Source organism: Plesiomonas sp. ISS29 (genome assembly GCF_056522795.1).
The window spans coordinates 2,269,813-2,288,604 of record NZ_JAWRZQ010000001.1; the positions used below are offsets into that span (position 1 = coordinate 2,269,813).

An 18,792-nucleotide genomic window follows, 5' to 3' on the forward strand; every position below is an offset into this window, starting at 1 on the left:
CTGGCCGTATGAACTTTATTTCATGAAGAGCCTAAAAAAGTCATATATCAATTGGATAGCTAAACACTTTTATCGGTATAAAACAGCCGTAGAAGTAACAGAATTACTTATCACTTATCTAAAATGGAAAAACAAGAGTCCTAATATTTAAGCAACACATATCTGGGCATATGAATGCATCACAAACTCGTCGCTACGATAGAAAAGTATCTAAGGTTGTTGTGATGGGCGGTGAAAATTCTTCACAAATTGAAAGTGAATAATCCGCGAATAAAAAGTGAATAGGAAAAAGCCGTAAAAAATTCATTTTAGGAAACGTTTTAGGAAAATAACCGAAAGAGCAAAAAAACATCAATTATATTCTTTTTGGTTATAGCTTTTTGAGTGGTTTTTTAGGGGATAGAAAGAAGGATTTAGGTGGGAATAAGCGGGTGTAATTAACCGCTTATTTTATAAGTGATTGTATTATAATGGTTTAACTCAAAATTTAGATACAAAAAAACCACCTTGTAGGTGGTTGATTTGTTGAGTAAACCGTTGATTTACTCTGCTTCACAAGATGGTACCCGGAGCGGGACTTGAACCCGCACAGCCATAAGCCGAGGGATTTTAAATCCCTTGTGTCTACCGATTCCACCATCCGGGCCTTGTGATAGCTACCCTTACAGGTTCTGGAGGCGCGTTCCGGAGTCGAACCGGACTAGGCGGATTTGCAATCCGCTACATAACCGCTTTGTTAACGCGCCGAAAGTTGCCTTATCACATATTGAGTATTGTTATACTCATACATGATAATTTTAAATCTTTGGAGCGGGAAACGAGACTTGAACTCGCGACCCCGACCTTGGCAAGGTCGTGCTCTACCAACTGAGCTATTCCCGCCCTCTTCAGTTCACTTTGTTAACCTCAACTTTTTGTTGTTAGCAACAACATTTCTTGTTGATGTCAGCGCCGCTACCTGATGCGATGCATTCTACTGATTCGTGGTAATGAGTCAACACTATTTTCTTAAATTTCAACTCGTTCGGTTATTTTTTGATCCAATTGATGATTAAGACATCAAATCAGACCATGCAGCCCTAAGATATTGGAACATAGACCAAAATGTCAGTACTGCTGCAATATATAACGCAACCATACCCACAATCACCACCCACTCGGTTGGCCGCCACAGCAACGCTAATAGCGCAAACATCTGGGCCATTGTCTTAAACTTTCCCCACCATGACACAGCAACACTACTACGCTTACCTAACTCGGCCATCCACTCACGAAGCGCACTGATAATAATCTCGCGGGCAATCATAGTTGCGGCCGGTAACGTTACCCAAATCGAATGGTAGTGCTGAACAACCAGCGCCAGCGCAACGGCAACCATTACTTTATCTGCTACTGGGTCAAGAAAAGCGCCAAATCGGGTGGTCTGCTTTAACTGGCGGGCCAGAAAGCCGTCAAACCAATCTGTGATTGCAGCAATCACAAAAATCAGTGCACAGACCGCAGGTGCCCATTGAAATGGTAAATAAAAGGCAACCACAAAGAAAGGGATAAGAATTACACGAAACAGTGTCAGCCAGGTTGGTATATTAAACTGCATAATTAGGTAGCTTTTTTAGTGAGATAAGTGGCTAACGCCTATGGTGCTACAAGCTGCTCAGTGTTTCAACGCCAGAAAGATTTTTTCTGCTAAATTTGCTGAAATACCTGGAACGCGGGCAATATCATCGATGCTTGCATTCTTGAGTGCCTGAAGCCCCCCCATAAACTTTAATAACTGCTGGCGGCGTTTCGGCCCAACGCCTTCGATCTCCTCTAGCGCACTGCTGCTCTTTACTTTAGCGCGTTTTTTTCGATGCCCGGTAATAGCATGGTTGTGTGACTCATCACGAATATGCTGGATCACATGAAGTGCTGGTGAATCGGGTGATAATGACACACTCTGACCGCTTTTGGCTAAAATCAGTGTCTCTAAACCTGCTTTACGATCAGCGCCTTTAGCAACACCAATCAATAGTGGGTGTGTTTTATCCCAATCGACTGCCAGATGTGCAAAAATCTGAATCGCTTTACCAAGCTGCCCTTTTCCCCCATCAATAAAAATAATATCGGGCACTTTTTCAGGAGGTAGAGATTTATCATAACGGCGGCGTAATACCTGCTCCATCGCGGCATAATCATCGCCCGGTGTAATGCCGGTGATGTTATAACGGCGATAGTCAGATTTCAGCGGGCCGTTACAGTCAAACACAACGCAAGAAGCAACAGTCTGCTCGCCCATCGTATGGCTGATATCAAAACACTCCATACGATGAATCTCGGGGATCTGTAAAAACGCGGCCAGCGCCTTTAAGCGGTGATGTATCGTGCTCTGTTGTGCCAACTTAGAAGCTAGAGCCGTATGTGCATTGGTTCTGGCCAGTTTGAGATAACGCGCCCGCTCTGCACGCGGGTTATCCTGTATTGTTATTTTTCTGCCCGCTTGCGTTGAAATAGAATCGGCTAACAGATCACGGGCCATCAAATGAAAATCGAGTAAAATTTCTGAAGGAAGTGTTCGTGATTCATTGGCTTGCAGATAAAACTGGCCAATAAAGGTTTCAACCACTTCATCTAGCGGGGTATTGGCCGGTACTTTGGGAAAATAACTGCGGCTGCCAAGCACTTTTCCCTGCCGTAAAAACAGCACATACACACAGGCCATGCCGTTATCGTAAGCCACACTAATCACATCAAGATCATTACTATCACCCGATACAAACTGCTTTTCTGTCACTTTACGTACGGCCAAAATTTGATCACGCAATCGAGCGGCATCTTCAAAGCGTAAATCATGGCTGGCGGTTTCCATCCGTTCAACTAACCCGTTAATCACCTGCTGATCTTTTCCCTGCAAAAATAGCCGAGCATCTGCCACACAGGCCTGATAATCCGCATCACTGACCAAGCCTTTTACGCAAGGGCCAAGGCAACGGCCAATTTGGTATTGTAAACAGGGGCGGGAACGGTTGCTGTAAACACTCTCTTCACACTGGCGCAACGGGAAGATCCGCTGCATTAAAATCAGTGTTTCACGAACGGAAGAGGAGCTGGGAAACGGGCCAAAATACTCACCTTTGGCATGCTTAGCACCACGGTAGGCACTGATTCTGGGATGTTTATGCGCACTAAGCAGAATATAGGGGTAGGATTTATCATCGCGCAGCAGCACGTTATAGCGCGGTTGGTAAAGCTGGATGTAGTTGTGTTCAAGCAGTAAGGCTTCGGTTTCTGTGTGGGTAACAGTAACATCAATACTGTGAATCACCCCGACCAGAGCTTCGGTTTTTTTATTGGGTAAATTGGCACGAAAATAGCTGGAAAGGCGTTTTTTGAGATCTTTCGCCTTCCCAACATACACCACAGTGCCCGCATCATCGTACATACGGTACACACCGGGCTGATTTACCACGGTTTTTAGAAACGTTTTGGCATCAAACACAGATTACAACTTTTCAGATTTTAACATGCCGTGCCGGAGTGCAAGATGAGTTAGCTCTACATCGCCATTAATATTCAGTTTACTGAACATACGATAACGGTAGCTGTTCACCGTTTTTGGGCTAAGGTTAAGTTGCTCTGAAATTTCAGTTACTTTCTGCCCTTTAGTGATCATCATCATTATCTGTAGCTCACGTTCAGATAACGTGCTGAAAGGGTTATCTGAATCTGGCATAACTTGGCTTAAGGCCATTTGCTGGGCGATATCAAGTGCTATGTAGCGCTGACCTGAGCATACGGTACGAATGGCGTTGAGCATCTCTTGCGGCGCTGTACCTTTACTTAAGTACCCTGCGGCCCCAGCTTTCATCACTTTTGTCGGCAACGGGTTTTCGGTATGAACGGTGAGTACAATAATTTTTACATCAGGGTTATAGCGCAGCATCTTGCGGGTAGCCTCTAGGCCACCAATACCGGGCATGTTCATATCCATCAACACAACATCGGCATTATTTGTACGACACCACTTAACTGCATCTTCCCCGCAATGTGCCTCTCCGACGACTTTGATGCCTTTCACATCTTCAAGAATACGGCGGATACCCGCGCGCACCAATTCGTGATCATCTACCAGAAAAACGCTAATCAATCGACCATCTCCAATAACGGTGAGGTGACTCTGCGACATTATGCAGAATAAATTGGCATGTTACTTGGTTTAACTGCAATTTAGAATAGTTAGCGGGATAAATAGCGAAGAATGGTGTTTTTTAAGAATATTCTGGGGTTTTATAAGTAAGAGATAAGATAAAGCGAAGATGGCGGAGGAGGTGAGATTCGAACTCACGAACGCTTTCGCGTCGCCGGTTTTCAAGACCGGTGCCTTCAACCGCTCGGCCACCCCTCCGCAGGAATGATTTGTTTGAGCGAAGGTGAATGACATCACCTCTGAAGCGGGGCTAAATTTAAGTGATATCGGGAAAAGTGTCAACTCTATTTCGACACGTTTTGTTTAACCGATTTATTTTTAAGCAATAATGCCATTTTAAAGACGATTTACGCGGATAAAAAAACCAACCAGAAATCTGGTTGGTTTCACGCAAAGAAAAGCGTAACAGTGGATTAAATTAGAAATCGTAACGCAGACCCACTGCGAAGATGTCATCAGTGTTCAAGCTGTTAGCTTTAGTGAACTGATTCTCATCCAGCAAGTTGATTTTGTAATCAGCATAAACGCGGAAGTTGTCGTTCATGTGGTAAGTTGCACCGATATCAACGTATTCGTTGTAAGCATCGTTAATGTTCAACGCGCTATCTTTTACATCAGTACGAACATAAGCGATTGATGGCTCAATCTGCGCTTGATACTGGATAACAGCTTCATAACCGCGCATTTTATGGAAGTAGCCGGTTTCGTTGCTAAGATTTTGACCTTTGAAGTTGTTACGGCCTTCAGAGTAGGTCATTGCTGCATATACGTTGCCATACTTGTATTTCAGGCCAGCTGCAGTAATTTCTGCATCACCGTTACCACCAAATGATGAGAAGCTAGTCTGGTCATCAGTTTTCTTCGCGCTGGTGTAAGAGATTGCACCACCGAAACTACCAAAGCCCATGTCTTCTGACTCATAACCAAATGCAACCGCATAACCGTCGCCAGTTTGGTCTTTGCCATTGATCATGTCTTGCTCATTAGCGGTAGTGTATTGCAGACCACCGATAAAGCCATTGCTTTGGATCATGTACTTCAGCATGCCATCAGTACGGCCAGTACCGAAGCTGTCATTTTGTTTACCCAGACCATCACCACCAAACTCTGGCAGGATATCGGTGTAATCGTTAACGATAGTCATCAAACCATCTTGACGGCCGTATGAAATACCACCGTAAACATTGTGTTGCAGACCAGCATAAGCGTAACGAACTTCATTGTCGCTTTCGCTGTTAGCTGGCAAGTTATATTCAAACAGACCGATACCCGTCAGAGATTCGTTGATCTGAGTTTCACCTTTAATGCCAAAACGAGCATAACTTTGATCACCACGCTGACCTTCGTTAGAAGACATGTAGTTCAAGCCTACCGCACGGCCGTAGAAATCAACTTTATTATTATCCTTGTTGTAAATCTCAGCTGCTTGAGCCGCACCTGAAACCAAAAGTGCTGGGATGACGATGGCAAGTAGATTGCGTTTCATAGTAGTTATCCTCACTGCTTTTCCATTTTTATTGGCATAATGCCTGATGAAACTCATTATTTTTGACACTTAAAATAGAACATACTGTAATAGATTTAATTCATTACAATATTTAATCTTTAGTGCCAAAAATGAAGAGAGTGCGAAGAATGTAAACTAGCTATCTGCGTTCATCTATATCACTCAGCGTATAGGGGTATGCGAATTTTGAATAATTATCCTGATTAATTTGCTCAAATGATGTTTTCAACATATCAATGAAACACCTTATTTTGGCCGGTTGGTTACGGCGAGATCGGTATACCGCATAAAACGGCAAATCAAGACCGAACTGCCCGTCAAATAAGGGAATTATGTTCCCTAACTCAACATCTTTGCAGGCTAAAATAAACGGTGACCAGATAATTCCATGGCCTTGTAATGCCATGCCATAGGCATTTTCTACGTTAGAAAAAGTGAGTGATCCGCAGACCTTTTGTTCACGTATCGTCCCGTCAGATAAGGAATATTTAATTGTATCAGGAGGTAAAAATCCATCATCAAACATAACGAACTTATGTTTAATAAACTCTTCGGGGCTTTGTGGCAAACCAAATTTCTCAATATACGCCGGGGAGGCATAAAATGAGCGACGCCCAGTACTCATTCGTTGCGCAATGAGATTTCCGTTACTTGGTTTATGCTGGCTGAGCAGAATATCGCCGTCAAAATCACCATACCCTTCTTGCATCTGTATATGCTTGTGCACAATGCTGACATGTGGGTAAGCATTTAAAAAATCGGATAGAAAAAAGTTCGCTAATTGTGATCCAACGCGTGCCGAAGAGGCAATCACCAGCTCACCGGAAACGTCTTGATGGCTTTCATCAATAAAGTTTTCCAGCTCTTTAATTTCATCTAATACAGAATAACAGTGTTTTAAAACACCCTGGCCTATTTCAGTGAGTTGAATTTGTCGTGTGGTACGTTCAAATAACCGCTGGCGTAGCTGATCTTCGAAATAGCGAATTCGGCGGCTCACCGTTGGTTGTGGAATATCAAGTTCTTCAGCTACGCGGCTAAAGCTGAGTTTTTCGGCCACCCGAATAAATAACATCATGTCATCTAATTTAAAGCGCATCTGAATCGTTCCTTCACTGAGACCTTCAGATAAAAAATCTGCCGAATAATACAGGATTACTCACGTTAAAGAAGTGTGCTTTTTTCTTACTCAGAAAATCAGCACACCTCTTTGGCATAATTATGTACATGAAAGATAGTTCAATAGAACGAATTGCACCAATAAATCCATTTATTTCATAAAGATAGTTTATTTTCCCACGCATATTTATAACACGTTGTTTTATTAAAGTGTAAATGGCCGCTGATGATCTAGCCAGTTAAAAAGTTGGTTCAAATCACGATCAATTAACGATAACCGCCAGAAAGTATGTTGCGGCTCTGCAGGTAATGCCATTTTTGGCACTACAATCGCTTGATGACGCAGCGGAAATGCAGCAGCCCATTGCGCAAGATGATCAATTCGTAAATTAATCGATTCATCCTGCGGGTTGTGCATAGCATATTCCGTATAGACAACTTGTGTTTGCTGTTGTTCATACAAACTTTGAATTGCATCATGCAAACGGACAAGCAGTAACAGCAGTGAACGCCAATCTTGCAGATTACGGGGGCTAGCATTGGGTTCAAGATGCAGGTAGTTCACTTCTTCATGCAATTTCCGGTAGGCTCGGTTAGCCTGCCAAAGATAAACATGCACATTATCAGAGTGTTGGGTAATTGCTGATAACAGTAATATTTCCTGTTTAATGAAGCGGATAACATGTGAGTCAATCCACAAGCGTGTCCAGCTAGGCATAATCAGGTGGATAGACAAAAATGCCAGTGCAGTACCTAACAGAGTGTCAAATACACGATACAGCGCAATCACAGGCTCGGTCGGGTTCATCTGTGCAATGGCAAATACGATCAGCATCGTCAGCCAAAATACATGAACTTCATAGCGTGTTTTATAATAGGTTGCAAAGGCCATAAAGGTGACAATGCAGGTCAATACCAAAATAATCGGGCTGTTATGTACCCACACCAGCGTTCCCAATGCCAGCATTCCGCCCATAAATGAGCCATAAAAACGGCATCGAATGCGGTTTTGTGCCGCTCCCAATGGCGCGGTCAAAAGCACAATAAAGGCGGTCAGGGTAATCCAATACCCTTGTTGAACATGAAAATAGAGAGCAAGACTCTGCGCACAAGTCATCACTACCATCATTCTCAGACCGTGTTGCACTTCACGCGATCCCCACTGGCAGGCTGTTTTGATGTTTTCAATAAAGCTGACTCTATCACACGGCCATACCCGCTCTATTTCATCTTTATTCCAGCATGTCAGCGTATTTTGTAAACGCTGATTTTTTTGTTGCCATGTCTGCTGAATGCTACTCACTGATAAAGCAACCGATAAAGCAGCTTCACTGCCCTGCTCTGCATGAAACTCGGGTAATTCAAGTTGCTGAGTACGAATCGCACTGCTGACGGCCATTAACCATTTGCGGGTATCCCACGCGAGTTTGTCATGTTGATCAAGTTCATACAGTGTACGAGCCAGGCTATTTAACCCACCAGAAAATGCGAGCATGGCTTTAAATTCGCGATAATAACGGCGGCTGCGCAGCGTAACAGGAATAGAGCGTAACCAATTAGCCAGTACACCCAGTGCAGTGTCAAAACGTTCGCGCTGCAGTAATGTTTGGCACGGATCAGTAAAGGCATGTGAGGCTAAACTTTGTACATATTCAGCAAGGTGGTGATCAACGTTCAGCAGCAAGCGTTCGCCTTGACGTGCAGAGCCACCAAACCAACCAATCAATGAGAAAAACAGCGCTAAAAATACGGCACCCGAGTTCGCGGCCAGTATGATTTGCCAGTGAATCCCCTCTTGGGCAAAGTGCAGTGCCATGATCAGAGTGAAGCCAAAATTGTAGGCAATTAACTGAATGTATTTACGCTGATTTCCCATCAGGCCATAAATCATGCCAAACAGAGAGAGCACCAACATGCCAAGCCACGGGGAAAGAACATAAAACTGTGCGATCACGGTGGCCAGAATACAGATCACACCGGAAAGAGATAACAGTTTTGCCCGCTTAGGATAAGAAAGATCGCGCCCTAGCACGCCCACCAGCCATGCGGTGATCAGGCCACCTACACCGGCAGCAGGTTGTCCGGCCCAGACACAAATGAGTAAAATCAGCATCATAGGAATTGAGATACGAACACCATCAGGCAAGTCAGCACGGCTGGGTAACCATTCAAGCAGGCGGGAAAACAACTTTTTCATACAATATTATTATTATTTACCACGGTAACGCGCTGCCTGATCAGCAGCACGTAAGACATTAACTATACCGGATAACTTCCGGTAAAAAAGACAAGCGTATTAATTGCTATAACGTTCTATTTTTTGTTTGCCGTAGTACTTCACACCCAAAATGATAAAAAACAGTGAAAAAATCTGATACTCAACCATCATAGAAGGGGGGAAATACGGTGCCATTTCAGAAATATAGAATCCACCGGAAATCAGCATCAACAGAATAATGCCTACTGCCAATACATTAATCAGTGATGTGGTGATAAATGCAGCAATAACTGAGCGCTGAAAAAATGCTTCACCTTTGGGGATACGACGTACGGCATATTTCATCGCAAAAAAATAGCCTGATAATCCGACACCAATAGCCACTTCACTGATATCAATAAACAGTGAGAATATGCCATCAAGACAGATAAACAGCAGATACACTGCGCCGTAAGTCAGTACAAAAGGGGAAACCCATTTATTGCTCATAATATGTGATAGCCACTTATTGAATCGGGTGAGAGAAACCATAAATACGAGTGTGCAACAGGGCACATAAGCAGTAAATCGTACGCCCAATAAGCAGAAATCTAAAGTATCCCTATGACTATATTGTGTTACAAATTAAATCAAAAGTGTGACCGATAATACATTTATCTCTATTCATCTTCGGTGAAAGATCGTGTCCCGCCTTTCGTTTCAACCGCGTCGTCTAGCGGCATACCCGCAGCATAAATATGGGATAAACACACATTTAATGGTTTAATAGCCAAGTGAATTTCCTATAGCTAACAATGCCGAGAGAAAAATGAGCGAACAACAATGCTGGACTGAAGATGAGCTGATTGATAATGCATATGACATTTTTCTAGAACTTGCATCTGACAATCTTGATCCTGCTGATATTATTCTGTTCAATTTGCAGTTTGAAGATCGTGGTGCAGCGGAACTCGCTGATCTGAGCGAAGACTGGAGCAGCGAAATGGGTATTCCAACAGATGTTGATACTTATGCTGAGATTGTGATCGGTTTAGTCAATGAAGACGATGTGATTGATGATGTTTTTGCGCGAGTGCTGCTGAATCGTCATAAAGAGTATAAAGAGTGCCATATTCAGTGGAAACAGTAAATTAATCAGCTAACTAACCACATTTGATAGGGCAATCTCTGCCCTATCAGCTATTTATTTCGTTAATTTATTGCCGCACGGCGGCGTGGCTGGCGCAACAACATCACCATAAACAGTACGTTAACCAGTGCTATCAGAGCAAATAAACCGTTGTAACCCATCAGCTCAATCATCAGCGCGCAGATCAGCGGCCCGCTTAAGCTGCCCAGTGTATAGCTCAGTAACAGTGTTTGATTCATTGCCACCATTTCGTGTTTCTCAACCTGCTCACTAGCTTGCGCCATGGCTATCGGATACAAGGTAAACGCGGCAAACCCCATTCCTACCAGCGCAATAGCTAATACCCAACGTGCATGATCGAGCATCAGCCAACAGGTGCAAACCAGAATAATCACCACTTGCAACAGCAGTACGATATTCCGGCCATATTTGTCGGCCAGCTTGCCCATCGGAATTTGGCCAATAATAGCCGCTGAAATTAACAACGCCATCCAGCGCCCGACTTCGGCATCATCCATTTTGATATGCTCTAAAAACAGTGGCAACAGACCGTACAGGCAGCCCAGCACCACACCAGAGAGTAAACAACCAATCATCCCGATACGAGCAGATTTTAGTTTTAATATCGGCAGCAACCGGACGGCCTCACCTTGAGTGCTCATGCGCTCATTTTTAACTGTCAGAAGCGGTAATGCCGCCAGAAACATCAACGCACAAATCCAGTACATTGCCGGAGAAAAATGCGAATTTGTAGCAGTTAACATCAGCTGACCACCAACTGATCCCAGATAAAAGATCACCATATACACGGCCAGCAATTGCCCGCGCTCACTCGGTTCCCCCAGTGTCAGTAACCAGCTCTCTATGGATACCCAGATTCCCGCACAGGCAAACCCAACCAAAAAACGCACTAAACTCCATGTAATAACGTGTTCAGGCAACCATAATCCGGCACAAAACAGAATAAACAGCAGGCAAAACAGCTGATAACTACGGGTATATCCCAAGGCCATCACACAGCGTCCGGCAAACAGAGAACCTGCTAATGTGCCAACATAATAAGCTGAAGTCACTATACCTATTTGCCATGTAGAAATATCTGCTTTGCTTAACCACAGTGGTACCAGCGTATTTAGTTCTGATAAAGCCACAGTATTGAGAAAAACCCCAATCAATAAGGGAATTAAAATACGGGCCAAACGGCCAGATAACAGTTGATGAGACAATAACGGCATAACAGTTACTCAATCATGAAGATATGCCAACTCACGGCAACACCTCTATATCAGGTATAGATTAGGCTGTGCGGTAATTAAAAAATGTGTTGCCGACAACCCACAGGCAGGATGAACAGATCTCGCGCAGTGCACATCTAACGCCGCATTTTTTCCATATGCTAAAAGATCTATTAAAAGATACGCTAAAAAGCCTCATCATGCTGCAAAAGGGTGTAAACAGAGATGACAAAAACAGGCGGGATATCAGAAGATCACAAAAGGAAAAACAGAAAAAAACCAGATAAAATACAGGGATAAAGAGTAAAAATGCTGACTCAACACGACACTGAGCCAGCATAGCGTATGTAAATAATGCGTAATCGGTGATTAATGCCCAATTTTCGCGGTAGCGAATAAACGGGTAAAGTTATTGGTCGTGGTGGTTGCCAGCGTTTCAAGAGAAACACCTTTCAGGGTAGCTACATACTCAGCAACATCTTTGACATATGCAGGCTGATTCTCTTTACCACGATATGGTACAGGCGCAAGATAAGGCGAGTCGGTTTCCACTAGCAAACGATCCAACGGTACTTCACGTACCGCTTCACGCAGCTCATGAGCATTGCGGAAGGTAATAATTCCGGAAACCGAGATATAAAATCCGAGCGCCAACGCCTGCTGTGCAAACTCAGCCGTTTCGGTAAAACAGTGGATCACCCCGCCGCACTCTTGTGCGTTCTCTTCACGCAAAATACGCAGAGTATCGTCACCAGCATCACGGGTGTGAATAATCAATGGTTTACCCACTTCCCGAGCAATTCGAATATGCTCGCGAAACACACGCTGCTGCAACTCAACCGTGTCTTTACTGTAGTAATAATCCAGACCCGTTTCACCGAGCGCCACAACCTGAGGCTCTGCGGCAATTTGACGCAACTGATCGGCATCAAACGGTGTATCAAGATCAAGCGGGTGCACACCGCAAGAAAGAGAGACATCGTCACGGTGCGCTACCATCTCTTTTAATTGCGGATAGCGTTCCAGTGTAACGCCCACACTCAGGACATGCCCTACCCCACACGCTTTTGCGTGGTCCAGTACGGCATCGACATCCTTATGCAGGGTCTCGTAATTCAGCCCATCAAGATGACAATGGGAATCAATTAAAAACACAGTGAGCTCCTTAGGGAAATATCTGGCTCAAATATCATGATGTAGCATAAACCACAGATCTGCCAATAGCAGCGGGGTATTCAATGCAGGTGATGTTATCAGCTCATGGCGAACACGTATAATCTGCTGCAACCAGTGCTGTAAGGTCAAAACTCCGATGTGCTGCAATACGGTATCAATTACCGCCAGCATATCGCTGTTAATCCGCACCTGTGATGCACCTAATGCAACAGCACTAGCTTCATTGAGCAAACTGATAATCCACGCCAAGTTATCTGCACAAGGCTCTTTGGCGGTACAATCCGTCAGTGCCAGCATGTTTTTATCCAGCACAAAGTGCTGAAATGCGCTTAGCACCTGTTGCCGACGCTGTAACGTATCATTGCTGAGCAGTGTCAACGCCGCTAATGGCGCACCTTGTGATAAACGCAGTGCAACCTGTGCCTGCGCAATTTCAGCCGAACTCGGAGGCTGACGCAGACTGTTGTCAGGCCCGCCCAACCACTGTTTCAAGACCCAGTGCAGAGCCGGACGCTCACTCGGCACGGCAAAGTGCCAGCGCTGACAGCGGCTGGTAATGGTAGGTAATAATCGGTCTGACTCACCGGCAGCCAGCAAAAAAAACGTAGAGGCCGGAGGCTCTTCCAACGTTTTCAATAGCGCATTAGCCGAGGCCTCATTGAGTTTTTCAGCCTGTGAGATCCACACCACTTTCGCCCCGCCCTGTTGGGCGTGTGCATACAACTTTTCACACACCTGCCGGATACGATCAACCCCGATTTGGGTTTTTCCCGCCTCTGGTGTAACCGTATAAAAATCAGGATGCGTATCTGCCGCAATAAGCTGGCAGCTGTGACACTGCCCACAAGCCTGTTCATCTTGCGGATCTGAACAGAGCAAACGTGTTGCTAGCGCATTTGCCAGAGACTCAACACCCATCCCCGGCAGGCTGCTCAATAACAGAGCATGATGCCCCTGCCCATGCAGGTAAGGCTGAACAATCTGCTGGTAACGGGCCGTTAACCAAGGATAAAGCACGTCAAATCTCCTGCGTATCCAGCCATGCATTTAGCGTATCGCGAATCGATGCGGTCACTTGCTCTAATGTCTGGCCGGCATCAATGGTTTTAATACGAAAATCTGCCTGGGCAAAAGATAAATAGCGTTCACGGCTGCGTTCAAAAAAATCCAGCGCCTGCTGTTCGATACGATCTAAAGCACCTCGAGCACGTGCCCGCTGTAACCCTAATGCAGGGTCAATATCAAGATACAAGGTTAAGTCGGGGCGAAAATCACCCAGCACCGTATCACGCAACGTTTGCAACAAGACCGGATCAATACCACGGCCTCCGCCCTGATAGGCCTGTGAAGAGAGGTCATGCCTATCCCCGATCACCCATGCACCACGCTGCATAGCAGGCAAAATAACATTCTCAACCAACTGAATACGGGCAGCATAAAGCATCAGCACTTCCGCTTTATCCGTCAGCGCCTCTTCTGGATGCCCCTCTTTAATTAAATTACGTAAACGCTCTGCAAGCGGCGTACCACCCGGTTCACGGGTAAAAACCAAATCAGTAATGCCTCTGGCTTGTAATACTTGTACGACAGTCTGCTGGGCCGTTGTTTTACCCGCCCCCTCCAGCCCTTCAATAACAATAAATTTACCGGCCACGGTGATTACTCTCTCTTAAGTTGTTTTATGTAGCTGCGCACCGCTTGGTTATGCGCATTTAAATTGGTCGAAAACTGGTGTCCGCCACTGCCATCAGCCACAAAATAGAGATATTGAGTAGTGTCAGGCCGTGCTGCTGCTGCCAATGAAGCAAGCCCCGGCATCGCAATCGGGGTTGGCGGTAAACCTGAAATCGTATAGGTATTAAACGGTGTCGGGGTTTGTAAATCTTTACGGGTAATATTGCCCTTGTAGCTATCCCCCATCCCATAAATTACCGTCGGATCTGTTTGCAAACGCATTTTTAACCGTAAACGATTTACAAAAACCGAACTTACACGGGTTCTTTCACTCTCAATAGCCGTCTCTTTTTCAATGATGGAAGCCAAAATTAATAACTGATACGGTGACGTTAGCGGTAAATTAGCTGCACGATTTTTCCATGCTGCCGCCAACTCTTTCTCCATACGCTTATGGGCGCGCTGTAAAATATCCAGCGCCGATGTTCCCACCACATAGTGATAAGTATCAGGAAATAGCCAGCCCTCAATATTGCCATCTTTGATCCCGAGTTTTTCGGCAATCTGTTTCTCGGTTAAACCCTGTAAATTGTGCTCAATATAGGGTGCACTGTTTAAAATCGGCAACCATTCACTAAAGCGCGTGCCCTCAATGAAACGAATACTCAGCTGCACCTCTTTCCCGCTAACCAACAGCAAAAGTAAATCGCGTACTGTCATATCCGGCTGTAAGCGGTAGCTTCCCGCTTTATAACGGGCATACTGAGGATCAAGGCGCAGCAGCCACGGCAGTAAATCTGCACTTTTTAGCAACCCACGCTGCTCAAGCAACGCCGCCAGCGCTATCTGCCCAGTCCCCGGTTTTACGGTTAAGATCATATCTTCAACAGGATTAAGCGTCTGATCTGCAAACTGCTCAACTTTGTTGTAAAAAGAGAATGCCAAAAGCGCGGCTATCAAGCCCAGAACAGATAAAATAAGGGCAACTTTTTTCATCACAAACTATCGTCCAAAAAACGTTGAATCTGCCGAGTTGCAGAAAAATCAGAGAAGTGTCGATCCCGAAAAAAACGCACCGGAACCACAGGCAAAAGCGCATTACAAATAAATATTTCATCAGCATCAGCCAATGCTTGCACGGTTTCCCGCACCTGTTCACAACACCAGCCTTGCCTGCCGCAGTAAGCTATAACATGCTCACGCATGACCCCACTGACACCCGCTTGATCCAATTGCGGTGTAAACAGAGTCCTGCCTTTGCGCCAAAACACGTTTGCCGCACAGCACTCCACCAAATAGCCTGCACTATCACAAACAACAAGATCATCAAGAGCTACTTTTGGGGGATGAGCCGCATTATGCTGATCAAGCTGCCTGCGAATCAATACCTGCTCAAGGCGGTTTAAATGCTTAATTCCTGCCAGCAACGGGGTAGCCCCCAATGAAATCTGGCTTTCCCCCAGCCGAATTCCCTCTTGCTGCCAACGCGCATACTGTGCCGGCCATTGTGCCACACTGATAATTCGTGTCGCATTGTTGCAATCTGCACTGCTGTAGCCGCGTCCGCCAAGGCCACGTGTAATTATCACCTTCAGTACACCCTGATCAATCTCACCTGCCAGCATCTCCATTTCACTTTGCAACAACGCGGTATCAGGAAAGATTATTGATAAACGCTGGCATGCAAGCAATAAACGCGCAATATGTGCCTGCTGTAATTGCACTTTGCCCCGCACCACTCGCGCCGTTGTAAAGCTGCCATCACCATAAGCCAATCCACGATCTGCTGCATTAAGTTGAGTACCTCGAAGGCCATTAATCAGCATGTACCCGTTGCTTGGCCTTACCGCTTGTATTGTCTTTTGCATTGATCCCTCAACCGAACGGAGATTGATACAAGATTGCCGTACTGGTTTGCTTATTGTCTATCTTATCGTATGTATACAGACATACATGTGTGCAGCAGACAAAAAAAACCCAATACTATCGTATCGGGTCTGGGTGTTGCACGCCTGAGTATAACAAATCAGGTGTGGGATAAATCAATCGTTCTATTTTACGAGGTTCGGTTTTTCGAAAATCTACTTTGTAATGCTAGATTTTGCGAAAAAGCAGTGAACCATTGGTGCCGCCAAAACCAAACGAGTTACACAGTGCATATTCAATATGCGCCTGACGTGCTTCATGTGGCACATAATCCAAATCACACTCGTCATCTGGATTATCTAAATTGATTGTTGGCGCAATCGCCTGATCTTTTAACGACATCACGGTAAAAATAGCTTCAACCGAACCAGCAGCACCCAACAGGTGGCCGGTCATTGATTTTGTTGAGCTCACCATAACCTGCTTAGCAAAATCACCAAACACGCTCTTTACCGCACGTGTTTCAGCAATATCACCGGCCGGCGTTGATGTACCGTGCGCATTCACATACTGAATTTGGCTAGCATCAACACCGGCATCACGAATGGCATTCACCATCGCCAGTGCTGCGCCTGCACCATCCGCCGGAGGCGATGTCATGTGATAAGCATCACCACTCATTCCAAAGCCCACCAGCTCGGCATAAATTTTCGCGCCGCGCGCTTTGGCATGCTCGTACTCTTCGAGCACCATCATCCCTGCACCATCGCCTAGCACGAAGCCATCACGATCGCGATCCCACGGGCGGCTTGCCGCTTGTGGAGAGTCATTACGGGTAGACAGCGCACGAGCAGCAGCAAATCCGCCCATGCCCATCGGAGTACTCGCTTTTTCTGACCCACCAGCCAGCATAGCGTCAGCATCACCGTAAGCAATCATACGTGCCGCATGGCCGATATTGTGTACACCGGTTGAACAAGCAGTAGAAATAGCAATATTCGGGCCACGCAAACCACGCATGATAGACAGATGCCCGGCAATCATGTTCACAATGGTAGATGGCACAAAAAACGGGCTGATCTTACGCGGGCCGCCACTGAGCAGTGCATTGTGGTTATCTTCAATCAGACCAAGACCACCAATACCTGAACCTACAGCAACACCAATGCGGTCAGCATTTTGCTCGTTGACAGTTAAACCTGAGTCATCGAGTGCTTGAATTCCGGCAGCAATACCGTATTGAATGAAGAGATCCATTTTGCGCGCGTCTTTACGCGACAGATACTCTTCACAATTAAAATCTTTCACCAGGCCAGCAAAACGGGTTGCAAAAGCGGTGGTATCAAAGTGTTCGATCAGGCTGATGCCACTCTGACCGGCAAGCAGGGCTTTCCAAGAAGCCTCGACTGTATTACCGACAGGAGACAGCATGCCCATTCCAGTCACAACGACTCGACGTTTAGACACGTTTGCCACTCCAAGGGGGAAAAGCGATTACTGAGGGTATAAAAAAACATAGGCGGTCGATTGACCGCCTAGGTGTGTTCAATTACTGGTTGTTCTGGATGTAGTCGATAGCAGCCTGAACAGTAGTGATCTTTTCAGCTTCTTCGTCTGGAATTTCAGTATCAAATTCTTCTTCCAGAGCCATTACCAGCTCAACGGTGTCAAGAGAATCAGCGCCCAGGTCTTCAACGAATGAAGCTTCTGACTTCACTTCGTCTTCTTTAACGCCCAGTTGCTCGATGATGATTTTCTTAACGCGTTCTTCGATAGTGCTCATACTCTTTATTTTCCTATCAAACTCGCTCAATAGCGCGATGGTTTCCCTAGTGTATTCAATGGTGCAAAAGTTGCAACCGATACCACTCTGGTCAAACCACGATTTTACGGGATTCACCCAGAATTTCACGGTATTAAGTCAAAAAACTCGCAACTATTTTACACCATATACATGCCACCGTTGACATGAATTGTTTCACCGGTGATATAAGCAGCACCTTCTGAGGCTAAAAACGCCACAACAGATGCAATTTCTTTTGCTTCACCCAAGCGCCCAGCAGGCACTTGAGACAAAATACCGGCACGTTGATCATCGTTCAATGCACGAGTCATATCGGTTTCAATAAAACCGGGAGCCACAGCATTTACAGTGATACCACGTGAACCGACTTCACGAGCCAATGACTTGGTAAAGCCCACTAAGCCCGCTTTTGCAGCGGAATAGTTTGTTTGACCCGCATTGCCCATTGTACCCACAACAGAGCCAATGCTGATAATGCGGCCACAACGTTTTTTCATCATAGCACGCAGTACGGCTTTAGACAGACGGAATACAGATGTCAGGTTAGTATCCATGATATCTTGCCATTCGTCATCTTTCATCCGCATTAACAAATTGTCACGGGTAATGCCGGCATTATTCACTAAAATGTCGACTTCACCAAATTCTGCGCGGATAACCTCAAGAACATGCTCAATAGATGTTACGTCTGTCACATTAAGCATCAAGCCTTTACCGTTCACACCAAGGTATGCGCTGATAGCTTCTGCGCCTGACTCACTGGTTGCTGTACCGATAACCTTCGCGCCTTGTGCCACGAATGATTCAGCAATTGCACGGCCAATACCACGGCTAGCGCCAGTTACAAGCGCAACTTTTCCATTCAAACTCATGTTATC

At 45.4% G+C, this 18,792-nt stretch carries 17 protein-coding genes and 4 tRNA genes; 1 reads left to right on the top strand and 20 read right to left on the bottom strand.

Annotation, left to right across the window (positions count from 1 at the left end):
• Positions 1 to 560: 560 nt before the first annotated feature.
• The 11 genes from AC1HDJ_RS10230 to AC1HDJ_RS10280 form a co-directional block, all read right to left on the bottom strand.
• A tRNA-Leu gene (locus tag AC1HDJ_RS10230) sits at positions 561 to 646 on the bottom strand.
• 26 nt (positions 647 to 672) lie between these two features.
• Positions 673 to 746, bottom strand: a tRNA-Cys gene (locus AC1HDJ_RS10235).
• A 60-nt stretch (positions 747 to 806) separates the two neighbouring features.
• Positions 807 to 882 (bottom strand) — tRNA-Gly (locus AC1HDJ_RS10240).
• A gap of 169 nt (positions 883 to 1,051) precedes the next feature.
• Positions 1,052 to 1,597 (bottom strand): CDP-diacylglycerol--glycerol-3-phosphate 3-phosphatidyltransferase, encoded by a 546-nt coding sequence (gene pgsA / locus AC1HDJ_RS10245; RefSeq protein ID WP_479535659.1) that lies wholly within the window; start codon positions 1,595 to 1,597, stop codon positions 1,052 to 1,054.
• A gap of 57 nt (positions 1,598 to 1,654) precedes the next feature.
• Positions 1,655 to 3,478 carry an excinuclease ABC subunit UvrC gene (gene uvrC / locus AC1HDJ_RS10250; RefSeq protein WP_479535661.1) on the bottom strand — a complete coding sequence of 608 codons (1,824 nt, stop codon included), beginning with the start codon at positions 3,476 to 3,478 and terminating at the stop codon, positions 1,655 to 1,657.
• Between the two features lie 3 nt (positions 3,479 to 3,481).
• Complete coding sequence (gene uvrY, locus AC1HDJ_RS10255; RefSeq protein WP_479535663.1) at positions 3,482 to 4,126, bottom strand: UvrY/SirA/GacA family response regulator transcription factor; 645 nt, start codon at positions 4,124 to 4,126, stop codon at positions 3,482 to 3,484.
• Positions 4,127 to 4,296: 170 nt separating this feature from the next.
• A tRNA-Ser gene (locus AC1HDJ_RS10260) sits at positions 4,297 to 4,384 on the bottom strand.
• Positions 4,385 to 4,604: 220 nt separating this feature from the next.
• Positions 4,605 to 5,672: a porin gene (locus AC1HDJ_RS10265; RefSeq protein WP_479535665.1), complete on the bottom strand. Its 1,068-nt coding sequence runs from the start codon at positions 5,670 to 5,672 to the stop codon at positions 4,605 to 4,607.
• Positions 5,673 to 5,832: 160 nt separating this feature from the next.
• Complete coding sequence (locus AC1HDJ_RS10270) at positions 5,833 to 6,792, bottom strand: LysR family transcriptional regulator (protein ID WP_479535667.1); 960 nt, start codon at positions 6,790 to 6,792, stop codon at positions 5,833 to 5,835.
• Between the two features lie 225 nt (positions 6,793 to 7,017).
• Complete coding sequence (locus AC1HDJ_RS10275) at positions 7,018 to 9,009, bottom strand: FUSC family protein (RefSeq protein WP_479535669.1); 1,992 nt, start codon at positions 9,007 to 9,009, stop codon at positions 7,018 to 7,020.
• A gap of 99 nt (positions 9,010 to 9,108) precedes the next feature.
• A complete protein-coding gene (locus tag AC1HDJ_RS10280) occupies positions 9,109 to 9,519 on the bottom strand; it encodes a hypothetical protein (protein ID WP_479535671.1) in 411 nt (136 codons plus the stop codon).
• A 319-nt stretch (positions 9,520 to 9,838) separates the two neighbouring features.
• Between AC1HDJ_RS10280 and AC1HDJ_RS10285 the strand changes: the two genes are divergently transcribed.
• The gene (locus AC1HDJ_RS10285; RefSeq protein ID WP_479535673.1) at positions 9,839 to 10,159 is read left to right on the top strand and encodes an HI1450 family dsDNA-mimic protein; all 321 of its coding nucleotides are present in this window, start codon (positions 9,839 to 9,841) and stop codon (positions 10,157 to 10,159) included.
• A gap of 62 nt (positions 10,160 to 10,221) precedes the next feature.
• Here the strand turns inward: AC1HDJ_RS10285 and AC1HDJ_RS10290 are convergent, their stop codons facing one another.
• The 9 genes from AC1HDJ_RS10290 to fabG all read right to left on the bottom strand — a co-directional run bounded on the left by AC1HDJ_RS10290 (position 10,222) and on the right by fabG (position 18,786).
• On the bottom strand, positions 10,222 to 11,394 hold the full coding sequence (locus AC1HDJ_RS10290; RefSeq protein ID WP_479535676.1) for an MFS transporter: 1,173 nt from the start codon (positions 11,392 to 11,394) through the stop codon (positions 10,222 to 10,224).
• A gap of 369 nt (positions 11,395 to 11,763) precedes the next feature.
• On the bottom strand, positions 11,764 to 12,549 hold the full coding sequence (locus AC1HDJ_RS10295) for a YchF/TatD family DNA exonuclease (RefSeq protein ID WP_479535678.1): 786 nt from the start codon (positions 12,547 to 12,549) through the stop codon (positions 11,764 to 11,766).
• A 27-nt stretch (positions 12,550 to 12,576) separates the two neighbouring features.
• Positions 12,577 to 13,587 (bottom strand): DNA polymerase III subunit delta', encoded by a 1,011-nt coding sequence (gene holB / locus AC1HDJ_RS10300; protein WP_479535679.1) that lies wholly within the window; start codon positions 13,585 to 13,587, stop codon positions 12,577 to 12,579.
• 1 nt (position 13,588) lies between these two features.
• On the bottom strand, positions 13,589 to 14,224 hold the full coding sequence (gene tmk, locus AC1HDJ_RS10305; protein ID WP_479535681.1) for a dTMP kinase: 636 nt from the start codon (positions 14,222 to 14,224) through the stop codon (positions 13,589 to 13,591).
• A 5-nt stretch (positions 14,225 to 14,229) separates the two neighbouring features.
• Positions 14,230 to 15,240 carry an endolytic transglycosylase MltG gene (mltG, locus tag AC1HDJ_RS10310; protein WP_479535683.1) on the bottom strand — a complete coding sequence of 337 codons (1,011 nt, stop codon included), beginning with the start codon at positions 15,238 to 15,240 and terminating at the stop codon, positions 14,230 to 14,232.
• On the bottom strand, positions 15,240 to 16,112 hold the full coding sequence (gene pabC / locus AC1HDJ_RS10315; protein WP_479535685.1) for an aminodeoxychorismate lyase: 873 nt from the start codon (positions 16,110 to 16,112) through the stop codon (positions 15,240 to 15,242). The genes mltG and pabC overlap by 1 nt, the downstream gene beginning before the upstream one ends.
• A 226-nt stretch (positions 16,113 to 16,338) precedes the next feature.
• On the bottom strand, positions 16,339 to 17,577 hold the full coding sequence (gene fabF, locus AC1HDJ_RS10320) for a beta-ketoacyl-ACP synthase II (RefSeq protein WP_479535687.1): 1,239 nt from the start codon (positions 17,575 to 17,577) through the stop codon (positions 16,339 to 16,341).
• 82 nt (positions 17,578 to 17,659) lie between these two features.
• On the bottom strand, positions 17,660 to 17,893 hold the full coding sequence (gene acpP / locus AC1HDJ_RS10325; RefSeq protein ID WP_438621752.1) for an acyl carrier protein: 234 nt from the start codon (positions 17,891 to 17,893) through the stop codon (positions 17,660 to 17,662).
• A 158-nt stretch (positions 17,894 to 18,051) separates the two neighbouring features.
• Positions 18,052 to 18,786, bottom strand: coding sequence for a 3-oxoacyl-ACP reductase FabG (fabG, locus tag AC1HDJ_RS10330; RefSeq protein WP_479535689.1), 735 nt, complete (start codon positions 18,784 to 18,786; stop codon positions 18,052 to 18,054).
• Between the last annotated feature and the right edge of the window lie 6 nt (positions 18,787 to 18,792).

What these genes read in the sequence shown, in the direction of transcription:
- pgsA (WP_479535659.1), bottom strand. Translation starts at nt 1,597, where the DNA reads ATGCAGTTTAATATACCAACCTGGCTGACACTGTTTCGTGTAATTCTT.
- AC1HDJ_RS10265 (WP_479535665.1), bottom strand. Translation starts at nt 5,672, where the DNA reads ATGAAACGCAATCTACTTGCCATCGTCATCCCAGCACTTTTGGTTTCA.
- AC1HDJ_RS10270 (WP_479535667.1), bottom strand. Translation starts at nt 6,792, where the DNA reads ATGCGCTTTAAATTAGATGACATGATGTTATTTATTCGGGTGGCCGAA.
- AC1HDJ_RS10275 (WP_479535669.1), bottom strand. Translation starts at nt 9,009, where the DNA reads ATGAAAAAGTTGTTTTCCCGCCTGCTTGAATGGTTACCCAGCCGTGCT.
- AC1HDJ_RS10280 (WP_479535671.1), bottom strand. Translation starts at nt 9,519, where the DNA reads ATGAGCAATAAATGGGTTTCCCCTTTTGTACTGACTTACGGCGCAGTG.
- AC1HDJ_RS10285 (WP_479535673.1), top strand. Translation starts at nt 9,839, where the DNA reads ATGAGCGAACAACAATGCTGGACTGAAGATGAGCTGATTGATAATGCA.
- AC1HDJ_RS10290 (WP_479535676.1), bottom strand. Translation starts at nt 11,394, where the DNA reads ATGCCGTTATTGTCTCATCAACTGTTATCTGGCCGTTTGGCCCGTATT.
- mltG (WP_479535683.1), bottom strand. Translation starts at nt 15,240, where the DNA reads ATGAAAAAAGTTGCCCTTATTTTATCTGTTCTGGGCTTGATAGCCGCG.
- pabC (WP_479535685.1), bottom strand. Translation starts at nt 16,112, where the DNA reads ATGCAAAAGACAATACAAGCGGTAAGGCCAAGCAACGGGTACATGCTG.
- acpP (WP_438621752.1), bottom strand. Translation starts at nt 17,893, where the DNA reads ATGAGCACTATCGAAGAACGCGTTAAGAAAATCATCATCGAGCAACTG.
- fabG (WP_479535689.1), bottom strand. Translation starts at nt 18,786, where the DNA reads ATGAGTTTGAATGGAAAAGTTGCGCTTGTAACTGGCGCTAGCCGTGGT.